Origin of the sequence: Metallosphaera tengchongensis (assembly GCF_013343295.1) — an archaeon.
In the GTDB taxonomy this organism is placed as follows: Archaea; Thermoproteota; Thermoprotei_A; order Sulfolobales; family Sulfolobaceae; genus Metallosphaera; species Metallosphaera tengchongensis.
In genome coordinates, this window is sequence record NZ_CP049074.1 from 575,389 (window position 1) to 590,202 (window position 14,814).

The window sequence follows — 14,814 nt, forward strand, 5'->3', positions numbered from 1 at the left end:
CCTGTTTCTTTACCTAGACATGGTATCGGTTATAATTCTAGCTGGGGGTTGGGCTACTAGACTGAGGCCATTAAGCTTGACCAAGCCCAAGCCGTTGTTCCCTGTTCTAGGAAAACCCATAATTGACTACACGCTCGACTCATTGGAAAGGGCAGGGATGGAGGACATATATATTTCTCTAAGGGTCATGTCTGATAAGATAGCTAAACACGTGGAGTCCCAGGGGAGGAAGGTTAAGCTAGTGGTTGAGAGTGAGCCCCTGGGAGACCTGGGCCCACTAAAGTACATCTCTGAAAAGTATCCTCTAGACGAGGAAGTTCTAGTGGTTTACGGTGATATTTACATGGAGACGGACTTCAGGGAGCTGTTGGCGTTTCATGAGGTCTCAGACTGTCAAGCGACCGTGATGGCTACAGAAGTGGAAATGCCACAAAGGTACGGTGTCCTTTACACAAACGATAATAAGCTAATCCAGATAGTGGAGAAGCCATCAAACCCTCTCTCGAGGCAGATCAACGCCGGGGTTTACGTGTTTGATAAGAGGACATTTTCCCTCATAGGTGGGAAATCCATTGCAAAGAACTTCATCCCGAAGGTCCTGCAACAGGGTTGCGTCTCTGTTTACAAGTATAACGGGCTCTGGGCTGACATAGGGATTCCATCGGATTATTTAAAGCTTAACTTTGACCTCTTAAGGAGGAAGCACCCGAAGGGGTTTATCTCCAGCTCAGCCAAAGTAAGCGAGAAGGCCGAGCTTATACCCCCCTACTTTATAGCAGACAACTCAGTGGTTGAGGAGTCATTGATAGATTCCAACACAATCATTGGAACTGGGTCAAGGATCGAGTGCTGTTCTTACCTAGGTGAAAGCTTACTTATGCCCAATGTAGTGGTCGGAAGGAACTCTTTCCTTAAGAACGTAATAGTCGGGGACAACAGCAAGATAGGAAGGTGGAACCATATAAGGGAATCCTCCATTCTAGGGGAGGAGGTCGTCACAGGTGATGGGGTGCTCCTCAATAGGGGAACGATTATTCTACCTTATAAGGAGGTTTCAGAATCAGTATTTAAAGAGAAGAGGATAATACTATGATCCTGAACGAAATCCTGGAGGAGCTTTCCTTCGAGTTGAAGAGAAGGAAAGTGGTGAACGTGTGTGTTGGGACTTCCTACACTGGAGTTATACTAGATGACCAGAGCATGGGAATTGCTATTACCCTCACTGACGGAGAGGTCGATGATGCGGGGGAGATACAGGGGAAGAATGCGTACGAGGTCGCAAGTAAGTTGAACAGTGTCATGAGGAGGAGCATATCCTTGGCAGTTATGGACGCCCTAAGCACGGTTGAGTTGTCAAACGGGGATCCCATCCAATTGTTTGAGGGGGGCAGGTTATGTATGTTTGGGTATTCCCCTCAGATCAAGGTAGAGGGTTTCAGCGAAGTCTTAGCTTACGATTTCTCCCCTCAACCCGTTCAAGGAAGCAGACCCTTTAGCGAGTTTAGGAGTGAAGTGTGTGACACAGGAGTCATATTTGGTTCCTCCTTAGTGTTAAACAACACAGACAAGATTTTGAAGGGATTAAAAGCTCAACACCTAGTTATGACTGGGGCTTCCTCAGTGATAGCTCCCAACACCTTGAAACGATATGGATTTAGTGCAGTGGGTAAGCTAGTTCCTCTAGACAGGAATAGGGCTTTCAGGACCATATGCGAAGGTGGTAGCTCGAAACAGTTGGCAAAGTACGTAGACAGGGTTCATGTAATCTTATGAGACTGATGTAAATTGAAGTTGTACAGCTCTAGATGCTGACTTTTGCTTAATCTAATCAGTTTCAGGGGAGGTATGTGCAGGGAGCTTGGGGATACTATGGAGGAAGTTACGATATCTAAAAACCTCTTCTTAAGATCAATCTTCTAGTCCCAGAGATGACTGGAAGTCCTCTAGCCTCTCTGAACACTTCTCTCCCTGTTTGTATTTACACCCTGTCTTCTTGTTGAGCATAACTCTTACGTCCTCGTAGTTTCCTGGCTCACTAGTGAGCACACCGTGGTTAAGTCTGAGTAACGCATGTCCTACCCTTGCCCCAACACCCAAATACGAAAGCCTCGTACTTGCTACTCCCAACGCTTTCAGTGCCATTCTCTTGACCTCTTCGTCTCCTGTGGCCTCCCAAAGCGCGGAGAAGAATATCCCAGCCTCAGCGTTAGCTAAAGGCTCTAAGTAGGGTATTTGAGTCAGGGGGTCCTTTGGAACTACGTCTAGGAACCCTTTCTCGGCTTCAAGGTTGCTCTTCACGAAATCTTTAATTTTAGTTGCTATATCTAGGAGAGAGTCGTCCCCCTTTCTCATATATTCAGTGAGTAACGCGTACCCCACTACCGATTCGTCGATTAGGAGTCCGTAATTTTCCTTTTTACTGCTCCTATATACCTTACCGTCTTCCACGTATTCAAGGACCTTGGACGACCTCCCTGATATACTTTTCACTGCCTCATATATCGCGAACTCTCCTTTGAGTTCTCCCTTCCCTAAGAAGAACTTCGCTACCTCGTCCATTGGGGTCAGTTTCTCCATTGCCTTGGAGAACCTCTTCTCCAACCTTACTATGGTACTCATCAGCTCCACTACCCTGAAGTCTGCTGGGGCTCCATCGAGTACTTTCCCTATAACTTCGTAGATCGATGCCTCTGTAGGTTCTACAGGTTCAGGTATGAATGGGGGAAGCTTAACTGGGGTCAGTTTCTTGTCATCGTATTGGGTTATGAGATCCCTAAGGGAGGTGAGGATGTAGCTAGGCTCGTTGGATTCTATTATTCCAAGTAGTTTCATGTCTGGGGTAATTACGGAAACGGAGGGGAGGACCCCTCTGGTTAACCTAATGAGGTAGTCCGGATGTTCTTCAGGGTCCACAAGCAGAGTGACCACTCTCCTGGATAGAGGAGTTCCTTTCAACTTATCTGTGATAACGTCTTCCTTGGCTAGGATAACGGCTATTACTTTGTTGTAAAACTTGGCGTCCGAAATTAATCTCTCGGTTATCATCAAGTCTTACCGTAACATTTATTTTAATTTAAAATGTATCTATCGCGATGAGTCGACCGGAAACAAAGTGGACGTGTGACTTATGTAAGAATAAGATATATTGGGATGAGCTTTTTACTTTCACCACGAAGAAAACGGTAGTTCACTACACCTGTTTTAGGGACAAGGCGTCGAAGACAGCCAAGGTGGACCCTGCACAGCTCGAGTTGGTTCTAGATATGCTGGAGGATGAGCTTAGAGACATCACAATTTACAAGAAGGGTATGAACGTTATAAAGGAGGACGAGATTAAAAAGGTGTTCGAGCAGGCTGAGAAGGACGCTGAGAAGAACTCGGCCATGCTCACTAGGGTCGTGGAGAAATACAGCGGAGTTTTGGACTAGTATATAATTTCGGTTTTTACCAATATTTTACTTGATCTGTTTTTTAATCTTGATGTGGTTTATCTTTACCTTCGATAGGCAGAATGGACTACCTGCAGCGATAAAATCTTGTAGAAAAAATCTAGCTAAGTGTACACAAAAGTAAACACGTATTCGATGATGGAGGTAACATCTAGCGGTTCGTTTTAAGAGTTATTTACTACAATCTGTGTAGATGATAAGTAACAGGTTATCATCTTATATGAAGGTCAAGTTGGTTTCCTACAACCCTGACGGCGAGCGTGTTGTAGCTATTGCAGCCAAGATCTCTCGCTCTAGAAAGGGATGGGACTATCACGAGAACATGAGCCAGGAAGAGATCGAGACGTGGATTAGGGACTCTATACTCCACGGATACTGGTCTGTCCTGGAGCACAGCGTCTATACTTTCAGCATAGAGGGCATAAGCAGAGTCGCCTCTCACCAGCTTGTCAGGCATAGGATAGCGTCCTACACGCAGACCTCCCATCGGTTCGCTAAGCCAGTGGATGAGTACTATAGACCTGTGTCCCCACCTAGTGCCAGGGGTAAGATAGAGCAAGCATACATCGACCTCTACAAGGAGTACTATACGTTACTTCAACAAGGAGTACCAGAGGAGGACGCTCGCTACCTCCTACCAAACGGCGTCAACACTAACCTGGTTGTCACCATGAACGCTAGGGAGCTCTACAACTTCTTCGGGCTAAGAATCTGTTCCAGGGCACAGTGGGAAATAAGGGCAGTCGCCTGGTTGATGTTAGACGAGGTGCGAAAAGTCCACCCGAGGCTTTTCAGGTATGCTGGGCCGAACTGCATCCTCCACGAGAACTTCGTTAGGCCTGAGGACGACCCTGTGACCCTGGAACAGGAGAAACAGTTTACCTCGGCCAGGTGCATAGAAGGCGTCCCTAGAGAGGGTATATGGAAATGTATGAAGAACTCCCGTAACATTCTAGAAAAACTTAAGTAAATCTACACACGAGTAATAATAGTTTTTTAAAGTTTATAAGCACAGTTCGATTGTCAAAAGCAAATATTTTATACCCCTTCTAATGTATCTACTGTTGCATGACCTACATTCAGGCTGCTCTGTCATTTGGTCTACCTTTCGTATTGGTTCTATTAGCGGGTTATGGAACGTATAAGCTCCTGTCCTTAGCCTTGCCCAACAACCCGAATCCCTTAAAGACTTCTAGGTTCGAGGCAGGTAACATACCCACTGGCGAGGGGAGATTGTGGTTTCCCCTCCAGTATTACGGCTATCTCCTTGTCTACACTACATTGGAACCAATAGTTGTTCTTCTGTTTATAGTAGCAGCTGTACCTTTTTACAACAACTTCACGCTATTCAGGAACTTAATTATAGTGGCAGGATCATTCCTAATATTAATGTATCCAATCTTGTATTATGCAATTAAGCAGATCGATACTCTAACTTATTGGGGGTTGAGGAGATGAGTCAGAAGCCAATTGACCTGATAGTCCAGGCCCTTCAGCAGAAGAAGATCCCCTTTAAGCCTGAGGGAGAGACTAGAGGATCCATTGAGGTAGATAAGAGTAAATTAGTCGAGACTGCGAAGGCTCTCAAGGAGATTGGTTTCGACCACGTTAAGTCCGTGACTGGGACTGACTACCCGGATCAAAGCAGAATACAGCTGGTGTACCACGTATCGTCCTACGACATACAGCTCTCAAGGGTTATAGTAGCCCTGAAGACCTGGACCTCCTATAAGGAGATGAGCGTTCCCAGTCTACTTCCTGTCTGGGGGAGCGTGTGGACTGGGGAAAGAGAAACGTATGAAATGCTGGGGGTTACTTTCGAGGGGAACCCTGATATGAGGAGGCTATTTTTGCCTGAAGACTTCGAAGGGGTTTACCCTTTGAGGAAGAGCTTCAAGATTAGAACGGAGGGGTTATTCGTTGACAAATCAAGTTGATGAGTTAATGAAAAGCGGAGGAATGGAAATAGACGTAGTACCCATTAGCGGGGAACTCAACGTCGGTCCTCAGCACCCGGGATCGGGCCACATGAGGATATTTGTGAAGTTAAATGGGGATATAATTGAGGACGCCGAGATTGACCCAGGCTACGTCCATAGGGCGGTGGAAAAACTTGGGGAGAACAGGAACTACATGCATCTGATCCCTCTGGTGGAGAGGCCTGCAATCCTAGACTCCATCAACATGAACCTTGGGTACATCCTGGCTGTTGAGAAGATTCTTAACGTCGATGTCCCAGAGAGGGCCCAATACCTCAGGAGCTTCTCTGCTGAGATTAGCAGGATAGCTAGCCATCTATACGGAATGGGTATACTCGCAATTTTCATTGGCCACTCAACAGGTTTCATGTGGGGCTTTGGGGACAGAGAGGTATGGGTTCAAATTCTTGAGGTGCTCACAGGGGCCAGGATAACCAACTCGTACATTATACCAGGTGGAGTTAGGAGGGACTTGACTCCAACAGTTGTAGAGATGACCAAGAAGGCAATCTCTTACATGAGGAAAAAAATGAAGGACTGGGAGAGGATATTCCTGAACAACCCCAACATCAAGGCGAGGTTGCAAGACGTGGGAATCATGACTAGGGAACAGGCAATAGACTGGGGAGCCGCAGGTCCTAACTTGAGGGGCTCTGGGGTGTACTATGACGCTAGGAAGGCAGAACCTTACGGAGCTTACTCTAAGCTAGATTTTGAAATTCCCGTTTACAAGGAGGGCGATGGTTACGCAAGGACTTTGGTCAGGTTTGAGGAGATAGAGCAGAGCCTTAGAATTTTGGAGCAGATTATAAAGGACATACCCGAGGGGCAGATCCTGAGCGATAGGTTCTTCAAACAAATCCCACCAACTAGGCTGAAGAAGTGGTGGGAAGGACAGAAGAGGATTGTGCTCCCAGGGTACTACGCTTCCTTTAGACCTCCTAAGGGTGAGGCGATTTCAAGGGTTGAGGCTGGTAGGGGGGAGCTGGTGTATTACGTCGTGAGCGACGGCTCAGCTAAGCCCTACAGGTTAAGAATGATTACCCCTTCATACAGGGCAATCTACGTAATGAAGAACCTACTTAAGGGGGCTAGGTATGCTGATCTAGTCTCCATCTACGGGAGTCTAGACTACTTCCCACCGGAGGCTGATAGGTAATGAACTTGTTATTTGACTTAAGGTATTACATATTTTATCCGTCATTTTTTGCTCCAATTATACTACCAGGTCTGATATTCACGGGGATTCTCCTGTTGACTACCATCTGGTTTGAGAGGAAAGCTGCGGCAAGGGTCCAGATGAGAATAGGTCCGTACTACGCCTCAAAGAGACTGGGCGGTTACCTTCAACTAGTCGCTGACGCCCTTAAGTTCGTGTTCTCAGAGGTAATAGTCCCAGAGGGAGTGAACCCGACCCTCTTCGCCTTGACCCCAGTCTTGGTCGTAGCCATGTCTTTCTTACCCCTATCTGTAATACCAGTATCCGTTATTCCGCCCTCCGGATCTATATTTTCAATTTATTTTAAAGACTTCTACGATCCCAACGTTGGAATGGGCGTCCTCACCGGTCTTTTCACACAGTACAACATGTTGTTAATTCTTGCCATTGAATCGATTTACCCCGCAATGATCATATTAATGGCGTGGAGCACCAACAACAGGTTTGCCATTGTTGGGGCTGTTAGGGAGTCGTATCTATCTGTTTCATATGACGTCTTACTCCTGTTGTCAACTGTTAGTATGGCCTTTGAGTACCACACTCTCGATCTGGCAAAAATAGTTCAGTCGGGTATACCTGGGATTTTCGCGAACCCCTTGGCGGCCATCGCTTTCTTCATAGCAATGATAATTGGAAGCGCCAGGTTTCCGTTCGATATAGCGGAGGCTGACACGGAGCTTGTGTTAGGTCCTGCAACCGAGTACAGCGGTTTGCTTTTCGTACTGACCATGGCTGGATCTTACGTGGGTAATTTCGTGTACGCCCTAGTGTTCACGGACATGTTCTTAGCTGGCTGGTACCCGCTATCCGGGTTTCCCGGAGCGTTACTTACTGTGATCAAAGCCTCCATATTGGTCTTTTTCTCCGTTTTCCTCAGGTCAGTTTACGGAAGATATAGGCTAGATCAAGCCTTGAGGGGGAGCTGGAAGTACCTGTTCCCCTTGACCGTAGCTTCTCTGTTCTTAGGTTTGGTGGTGGGTTACATATGGATTCAGTGAAAATAAAGGAGTATAAGAAGGGGCAGTCCCCGTTTAACGTAGTCTCAGGTCACCTACAGGCGGTAGGGACTGGGATGAAGTACTTCGTGAGACCGCAAAGGATAACCCTGAAGTACCCTGAGGAGTCCATGACTCTACCGACTGGTTACAGGGGGATGATAAGGCTTTACAAGGACGTATGTATAGGATGTACCCTATGCGCAATGGTCTGCCCTGCGGACGCTATGAAGATGGTGACTGATCAAGGGAAGAAGCTTCCCACAATAAATTACGGTAGGTGTGTGTTCTGTGCGTTCTGCGTGGACATATGTCCAGTGGACGCCCTCAAGGAAACAGGAGTACACGACGCCACATTCTCCAATAGGAGGGAGTTGATATTTAGGCCAGACAGGTTCGACCAGGACTTTGACCAACCTCCGATGGAAAAGGTAGTTAGGAAGGTTAAGGTTGTAATAGATGAGGAGAAGGGTGTGAAGTATGTTCCTGACACAGAGTGATCTCCAGACTGGTATATTCTTCCTTTTCTCTGTAACTTCCTTGGCTACTGCCCTGTTCATTGTAAACTCAAAGAATGTATTTTACTCCGCCATAGCCTTGGCTTTCCTAGGGATCTCTGTCGCTATCTTGATAGCTGACTTAGACCCAGCTGTGTACTCCATATATTCAGCGTTCCACCTGCTCCTGTACGTGGGAGCAACCGTGGTCTTCCTCTCCATATCCCTGGTCATGTTTAAGGGGTTGGAAGTTAAGGAGATAAGGACGCCCTGGGCTCCGGCTTTGGCGCTTCTAGCTGCAATAGGTTTCTTTGCTGTCCTAGTCTTGTCGACTTCCTCCGTAACCCCTCAGGCGCAGTTCCCTTCCATTAGCCTCTCAAGCCTAGGGGAGAGGATAATAGCGGACTATTGGTTCCCAGCGGTTATTCTGGTGATCGCCCTGTTAACCACAATGATTGAGGCCCTGTCGTTAGCTAGGAGGGATTAGAAATGAACATGATTCCTGCCGACACTTCCTTGGTTGTGTCCTCGATGTTGATAGCCATAGGGGTTTACGGGTTGATGAACAGCAAGAACGTGATAAGGGTTCTGCTCTCGTCGGAGATAATACTAAACGCAGCTATACTCTTAGTGTTCTCCCTCTCGTTCTTTGCGGGGAAGTCTTATACTCCCCTGATCTTCTCGGTTTTTGCCATTGGTATGGCTCTGACTGAGGTAGTTGTTGCCTTCGCCTCGGTTATCCTCTATTATAGGCAGAAGGGAACCTTGGAGGTGGACTGAATGTTAGGTTTGTACATACTAATAACATCGTTAGTTTTGTCCTCTATTGTGTTTTTTGTTAAGGAGAAGAGGACCTCAGCTATCCTTACAGGGGTTGCTATAGCTCTGAACCTTTTCTTCCTCTTTAGGAGGGGACTATTTGATGAGTTCTTCGTTGCCAACACTATAGGTTCCTTTGGTCTTACCGTTAACGACCTAAACCTCGGGTTCGTTATTACTATCCTGGCTGTGACCATTCTGACCATACCCTATTCCTTGAGGTACATGGAGGAGAGGTTCCACGAACTAGGTTCAGGGAACTGGGGCCTTTTCTTTGGTCTCTTTTCACTGTTCGCAGTCTCAATGCTTTACGTTGTGCTTTCCACTAACCTGCTGGAGATTTACGTTTTCCTCGAGATCGCATTGGTTACATCCTTCCTTCTGATCCTTCTCTATGGGTATGGGGATAGGAGGAGAATAAGCCTACTCTACTTCGTGTGGACCCACGTTGGTACGGTTCTACTTTTGGCCTCGATCATTGTGATAGGCTTAGAGACGGGTTCAATGGATGTGTACTCCGCTTATGGAGTTTTCAGGGACTACTCATCAATAGGGTACAGCCTAGTCCTCTTCCTTCTAGCTGTTGTGGGTATGATGGTTAAGGGTGCTCAAGCGGGAGTGAACGTCTGGCTTCCGTACGCCCACGGTGAAGCCCCTACCCCGATTTCAGTGTTGCTTAGTCCCAACATGGTGGGGCTGGGAGTCTTCGTCTCCATCATTTACTTCTACCTCTTTCCAGGTCTTCAGTTCCTTGCCCCGATCTTCATAGGTTGGGCAGTTCTGACCATGATTTATGGCGGTATTAACGCGTTAGCCCAGAGGGACTTCAAGAGGTTCTTGGCTTACTCCAGCGTGTCTCAGATGGGTTACATGCTCCTTGGAGGAAGCATTGCGTTCTTTGTGGGTTTAACGAACTCTATTGCGAGCTTACCCCTGGGGATAATAGCGTCCATATTGATTTACGCCTCCCACGGATTGGGAAAGGCCCTCCTCTTCATGAGTGCTGGCGCTTCAATAACTGAGGCCCATGAGAGGGACATAGACAAGCTAGGAGGGTTTTACCTGACGTCTCCCCTCCATACGACCTTGTCCTTTATAGGCTTGTTAAACATCCTAGGTTTACCCCCCACAGTAGGGTTGGTCAGTGAAGCCCTCCTCCTCTTCGCCACCGGGGAGCTGGTAAGCAAGGTTGGAGTTCCGTGGTTCTTAGTCCTAGCGGCGTTTCTCTTTATTGCAATAGGTCTGTCCTCCGCTTACGCAACTTACCTCTTTAAGAAAGTTTACGCTGGTAAGCCTAAAATTGAAGTGTCCTTGGACAAGGCAAAGGAGTATAGCGTACCCATGTTCCTAATTGCTGTTATAAGCGTGGTCTTGTTCTTCTTACCTCAGTTGGCAGTAAACTCTATAGGTAACTTCTTAACGTCCCTTACAGGTAGCAATCTTCTCCTTCCCTTAACTGTCTTCTTGCCTGCAATCGGCTCTCTCGTAGCTCTTGTGACCACGTCCAAGCTCAGCAGGGATGTAAGGGGAGCCATCGTAACTGTGACCATAGGGATAAGCATGGTCATGGCCTGGCTTAACCTAATTAACAGTGTTGAGCTCAACAGGATCTTCTTTGTCCCCTCTCAATATTACCTTATCTCAGGGTACCTCTCCTTCAGTTCCTCCCTTTTACAGTCAATTCTAGGGGTATTCGTTTCAACTCTCTCCTTCTTCATAGGGATTTATAGCGTGGGCTACATGAGGGAGGACAATGTGCTAAGGAGATACTGGGGTTTCTTCGGCTTCTTCGTCTCCTCCATGCTAGCTGTGGTCCTATCAGATAACCTCCTCCTTTTTATAGCTGGGTGGGAGGGGACTAGCTTAGCCTCCTATGGTCTCATTAGCTACTGGTTGGACGATAACGAGAAGAACGTTGTTGGAGATCCAGGTAGGTTTGTATTAAACTTAGAGTACCTATCCAAGCCTACGACCTCAGGGATAAGGGCAATGATATTTACCAGGGTCGCAGACGTTGGTCTACTGATGGGGTTGGGCTACCTTCTCTATCTAACCTCAGGCTCGCCATACTATGGTTCCACATCCCTGTATAACCAGGTAGGAGTCCTCCCCGGGGTGTTTCAGGTTCTCTCCCTAGTAGCCTCCACTCCCTTAGGGTTAGGTATACTTATCCTGACGTTCCTAGGAGGTCTCTCCAAGAGCGCTCAGTTCCCGTTCACTCAGTGGCTCGTCACAGCCATGACTGGTCCCACTCCTGTAAGCGCATTGATACATGCAGCCACCATGGTTAACTTGGGTGCAATGCTCACTTTCCTGACCTATCCTTTCCTTGAGTTCCAGGCAAACTCCTCTAGTATAGGTAACCTAATCCTATTCTTCTCCTTCATGGCAGGTATTTCTCTCTTCACAGCGCTTTACACAAGCTTTAACGCCCTAGTGTCTAATGAGCAGAAGGTTGTCCTAGCCAATTCAACTGCTGATCAGATCTCATTAATGATATTGTCCTCCTCCTTGGGAGGTCTCTTGGCGATTTATCAAGGGAACCTCATATATCTCTTCACTGGGATAGCCATAGGTATAGTCCAGATGATCGCTCACGGGGTGTACAAAGCGTCGCTGTTCATGAACGCTGGAAGCGTAATTCATTACACGGAGAACAGGTACATGGGGGTCTTTCCCAAACTCTACAAGAGACTTAAGACTGTGTTTATCCTTCAGCTGATTGCTGCCCTTAACCTAGCTAACGTCCCTCCACTGGTAGGCTTCTGGGCTCACTCCTACATCTCCTCCTTGACCTCCTTTAGTTCACCATTAAACCTGCTTTACCTATTCTTGGAGTTCCTGGGAGCGGTGTACATTTTGAGGTACGTCATGAAGACTTTCCTGTGGAGCTCAGAGGGGCATGAGGAGGCTGAAGGACACGTTTACCCAGAGATGGTAATTTCTCCAGCTGTCCTTATTTTGGCTTCCATTGGTTTAGGGGTCTCAATTCCTGTGATCGTCTCCTTTTTGGCATCACACTTCATTGCAGCGAGCTCTCTCTTCAGTTTCGATTTTGTGGAATTTGGGCTATCTATGGTTGGGATCTTAATTGCTGTGTTGGTCTACGTGAGACCCAGGGACTTCTCTGCGACAGGTCTTAAGCCATTCATAAACTTCCTCTATTATGGATGGTACGTCTACCCGGCGCTCGACAAACTTGGGATGTCCCTTTACGGTGGTGCCCTAGGGCTCTATAGAAGGTTTGAGTACGGGGTAATCGACATGGGGCTTAACGTTAAACTCCCTGGAGTTTTAATCTCGACAGGAAATAAGTACTACAAGGACATACAGACAGGCCTCCTCAGGGACTATATCGGGCTTTACGTCGGTGGCTTTATACTATTGATGGTCATTGTGCTAATAATCATAGGGGTGATATGATGAGTTACCTCCTTTATCTTCCTGTAGCTATCCCTTCGCTTGTAATCCTATTCTCTTCCCTGGCCGTTCTTTTCATAGATAAGGGACGCGAAGAAGATTATAGGTTAGCCTACGGTCTTACCTCAGCTACAGTTATAGTCACTTTAGCTGTTCTAATAGCTTCCTTGTCGTTAAGACTTTACAATTACTCGATATTCTCAGGGTCGCTATACCTTGACCTGCCGGGGTACCTCCTTTCCATAGCCACCTTTGCAGGTACCATAGTGGCCTTAACTGGCTTGACTGGACATATGAGGGACTGGAAGACAAGGTCCTCCATGCTGTCCCTGATAATGCTGACGGACCTGGGGGTGCTCTATATGTCTTTCTCCTATGACGTACTGGTTATTTTAATGGGGTGGGCGATTTCCTCAGCTGCTACCTATGCCATTACCATGCTTAGAAAGGATCGGAAGTCGGTTGACGCTGGGATCAAGTACTTGATTCTGGGTCTAGTGTCCTCCTCCTTCATGATACTAGGCTTCGCAGCCTACGTCGTTAGTACTGGGACGCTGTCACTGAACTTCTCGTCATTGAGTTACCCAGACCTCCTAGTATTGGGTTTGGCTCTGTTGTCAATCTCCTTCCTTTTTAAAATAGGTGCGTTCCCATTTCAGGGTTGGCTACCTGACGTGTACACCATGGCTGACCGGGGTTCTGTCTCATTTGTTTCCAGTGTCGGAAAGTTGATAGGTATTGTACCCCTGCTTAAGGTGTTAACCTTAGGAGACCCTTCAGGGGTCGAGAAGGTAGCTGTTATAGCCCTCTTCTCCGTGGTCTCAGTCCTAAGCATGGTTGTGGGAAACATTGTGGCTTTTTCAAGGTCTGACGTAGCAGCCATCCTGTCCTTCAGTAGTATAGCCCAAATGGGGTTTATCCTGGTCGGGTTCTCAGTTATACAGGTAGACCCTACTTTGGCTGAGGCGGGAATATTTACCCAGATATTGGCGTACGTCATAGCCCAGGCCGGGCTCTTTAACTTTCTAGGTCACTTGGAAAAAGTGTCAGGTACTACTAACCTTGAGGGGTTGAGGGGTTTGGCCAAGGGAGACAGAGGGTTAGCAGCGTCCTCCATAATCCTCGTCTTGAGCCTGTTGGGAATACCCCCAATACTTGGGTTCTGGGGAAAACTCTTCCTCTTTGAATCAGCCTACACCCTACCCTGGTTGATCGTGATTGCTGTCCTGAACTCAGCAGCGTCTGCCGGTTACTACATACCTATAATAAGGGAGATGTTCAGGGACGGATCTGTGAAACTAGTGAGATCAGGGGAGAGGGACAGTGTTATAATGGCTTCTGTTCTCAGTATTGTTGTGGGAATCTTGGCTCCCCTCATATTGGTGATGTTCGGTTGATAAGGGTAGGAATAGCAGGTGTGGGTAACGTAGCCTCTGCCCTAGTCCAGGGGGTGGAATACGTAAAGCAGGGAGGCAAAGTACCCGGACTACTGAACTTGGACTACAAACCAGAGGAAATCGAGGTGGTCCTAGCCCTTGACATAGATGCTAGAAAAGTGGGCAAGAGGCTCTCCCAGGCCATATTTGAGAGGCCTAACGTAGTGGAGAAGTATGTAGATGTGAATAACGACGTTACCGTGTTAAGGGGACCTACCCTGGACGGGATGGAAGGCATACTTTCCAACGTGATAGAGGAGGCTGAGGAACGCCCAGTAGACGTCCCTGAGGTCCTGAGGGAAAACAGAGTTGATGTCCTGTTGAACCTCCTACCAACAGGTGCAAATAAGGCTAGTGAATATTACGCTGAGAGCTCACTCAAGGCTGGGTCCGCTTTCATAAACGCGTCCCCCTCCCCAATAGTGGAGAAGTTTGAAGATGACTTCAAGAAGATCGGTGTCCCTCTTCTTGGGGACGACCTGATTAGCCAAATAGGGGGGACAGCTCTTCACAGCGGGATAATTAACTTTCTTGAGGCTAGGGGGGTGAAGGTAACTAGGTCATACCAAATAGACATCTCGGGCACAACGGAAACTCTGATCACTTTGGAGGACTGGAGGAAAGAGATGAAGAAGAGGATAAAGTCCTCCTACATATCCAGTCAACAGGACGGAGTCGAGGTGGTAGCAGGGACCTCCGATTACGTGCAATTTCTGGGGGATAGGAGGGTCAGCTACATGGTAATTGAGGGGGAATACGCTTTAGGGGCTAAGGTAAGGATAGACATATCAATGAAGAGTTTGGACGGACCCAACGCTGTAGCCCCTCTATTGGACTTAATAAGACTTGCCAAACTCCTTAAGATCAAGGGTGTGGGTGGGTCGCCTCCTCAGGTGTGTTCCCATTTCTTCAAGGGGTATCCCAGGGGTAGGGCTGGAGACACTAAGGCTGTTCTCCAGTCATATTTAGAAGGGTTGAAGTGATGACAGAACCCCGAGCT

The 14,814-nt window shown here is 47.4% G+C and carries 15 protein-coding genes; 14 read left to right on the forward strand and 1 reads right to left on the reverse strand.

Translation table 11 applies throughout. From position 1 onward, the window contains the following. Positions 1 to 19: 19 nt before the first annotated feature. Together GWK48_RS02965 and GWK48_RS02970 are read left to right on the forward strand one after the other, a co-directional pair. Positions 20 to 1,093 carry a nucleotidyltransferase family protein gene (locus tag GWK48_RS02965; protein ID WP_174629447.1) on the forward strand — a complete coding sequence of 358 codons (1,074 nt, stop codon included), beginning with the start codon at positions 20 to 22 and terminating at the stop codon, positions 1,091 to 1,093. Then, positions 1,090 to 1,773 carry a Rossmann-like domain-containing protein gene (locus GWK48_RS02970; protein ID WP_174629449.1) on the forward strand — a complete coding sequence of 228 codons (684 nt, stop codon included), beginning with the start codon at positions 1,090 to 1,092 and terminating at the stop codon, positions 1,771 to 1,773. Before GWK48_RS02965 ends, GWK48_RS02970 begins: the two co-directional genes overlap by 4 nt. A gap of 135 nt (positions 1,774 to 1,908) precedes the next feature. Here the strand turns inward: GWK48_RS02970 and GWK48_RS02975 are convergent, their stop codons facing one another. Next, on the reverse strand, positions 1,909 to 3,045 hold the full coding sequence (locus GWK48_RS02975; RefSeq protein ID WP_246263929.1) for a glycoside hydrolase family protein: 1,137 nt from the start codon (positions 3,043 to 3,045) through the stop codon (positions 1,909 to 1,911). A gap of 47 nt (positions 3,046 to 3,092) precedes the next feature. On the opposite strand from GWK48_RS02975, the gene GWK48_RS02980 reads away from it, so the two are divergent. From GWK48_RS02980 to GWK48_RS03035, 12 genes are all read left to right on the forward strand, one after another. Beyond that, positions 3,093 to 3,428: a DUF2175 domain-containing protein gene (locus GWK48_RS02980; protein WP_174629453.1), complete on the forward strand. Its 336-nt coding sequence runs from the start codon at positions 3,093 to 3,095 to the stop codon at positions 3,426 to 3,428. Between the two features lie 241 nt (positions 3,429 to 3,669). Next, positions 3,670 to 4,419, forward strand: a complete 750-nt coding sequence (gene thyX, locus GWK48_RS02985; protein ID WP_174629455.1) for an FAD-dependent thymidylate synthase — start codon at positions 3,670 to 3,672, stop codon at positions 4,417 to 4,419. Positions 4,420 to 4,517: 98 nt separating this feature from the next. After that, positions 4,518 to 4,907 carry an NADH dehydrogenase subunit 3 gene (locus GWK48_RS02990; RefSeq protein ID WP_174629457.1) on the forward strand — a complete coding sequence of 130 codons (390 nt, stop codon included), beginning with the start codon at positions 4,518 to 4,520 and terminating at the stop codon, positions 4,905 to 4,907. Continuing rightward, positions 4,904 to 5,386 (forward strand): NADH-quinone oxidoreductase subunit C, encoded by a 483-nt coding sequence (locus GWK48_RS02995; RefSeq protein WP_174629459.1) that lies wholly within the window; start codon positions 4,904 to 4,906, stop codon positions 5,384 to 5,386. The genes GWK48_RS02990 and GWK48_RS02995 overlap by 4 nt, the downstream gene beginning before the upstream one ends. A 22-nt stretch (positions 5,387 to 5,408) precedes the next feature. After that, on the forward strand, positions 5,409 to 6,587 hold the full coding sequence (locus tag GWK48_RS03000) for an NADH-quinone oxidoreductase subunit D (RefSeq protein WP_174632467.1): 1,179 nt from the start codon (positions 5,409 to 5,411) through the stop codon (positions 6,585 to 6,587). Then, a complete protein-coding gene (nuoH, locus tag GWK48_RS03005; protein WP_174629461.1) occupies positions 6,587 to 7,645 on the forward strand; it encodes an NADH-quinone oxidoreductase subunit NuoH in 1,059 nt (352 codons plus the stop codon). The genes GWK48_RS03000 and nuoH overlap by 1 nt, the downstream gene beginning before the upstream one ends. After that, positions 7,633 to 8,142, forward strand: a complete 510-nt coding sequence (gene nuoI, locus GWK48_RS03010; RefSeq protein WP_174629463.1) for an NADH-quinone oxidoreductase subunit NuoI — start codon at positions 7,633 to 7,635, stop codon at positions 8,140 to 8,142. Before nuoH ends, nuoI begins: the two co-directional genes overlap by 13 nt. Further along, the gene (locus tag GWK48_RS03015; RefSeq protein WP_174629465.1) at positions 8,123 to 8,626 is read left to right on the forward strand and encodes an NADH-quinone oxidoreductase subunit J family protein; all 504 of its coding nucleotides are present in this window, start codon (positions 8,123 to 8,125) and stop codon (positions 8,624 to 8,626) included. The genes nuoI and GWK48_RS03015 overlap by 20 nt, the downstream gene beginning before the upstream one ends. Before the next feature lie 8 nt (positions 8,627 to 8,634). Then, positions 8,635 to 8,919, forward strand: coding sequence for an NADH-quinone oxidoreductase subunit NuoK (gene nuoK / locus GWK48_RS03020; protein WP_425487489.1), 285 nt, complete (start codon positions 8,635 to 8,637; stop codon positions 8,917 to 8,919). After that, a complete protein-coding gene (locus GWK48_RS03025; RefSeq protein WP_174629469.1) occupies positions 8,920 to 12,381 on the forward strand; it encodes a proton-conducting transporter transmembrane domain-containing protein in 3,462 nt (1,153 codons plus the stop codon). It abuts the gene before it with no gap. Further along, positions 12,381 to 13,775, forward strand: a complete 1,395-nt coding sequence (nuoN, locus tag GWK48_RS03030) for an NADH-quinone oxidoreductase subunit NuoN (RefSeq protein WP_174629471.1) — start codon at positions 12,381 to 12,383, stop codon at positions 13,773 to 13,775. Before GWK48_RS03025 ends, nuoN begins: the two co-directional genes overlap by 1 nt. Beyond that, positions 13,772 to 14,797 (forward strand): inositol-3-phosphate synthase, encoded by a 1,026-nt coding sequence (locus tag GWK48_RS03035; protein ID WP_174629473.1) that lies wholly within the window; start codon positions 13,772 to 13,774, stop codon positions 14,795 to 14,797. Before nuoN ends, GWK48_RS03035 begins: the two co-directional genes overlap by 4 nt. Positions 14,798 to 14,814 lie beyond the last annotated feature (17 nt).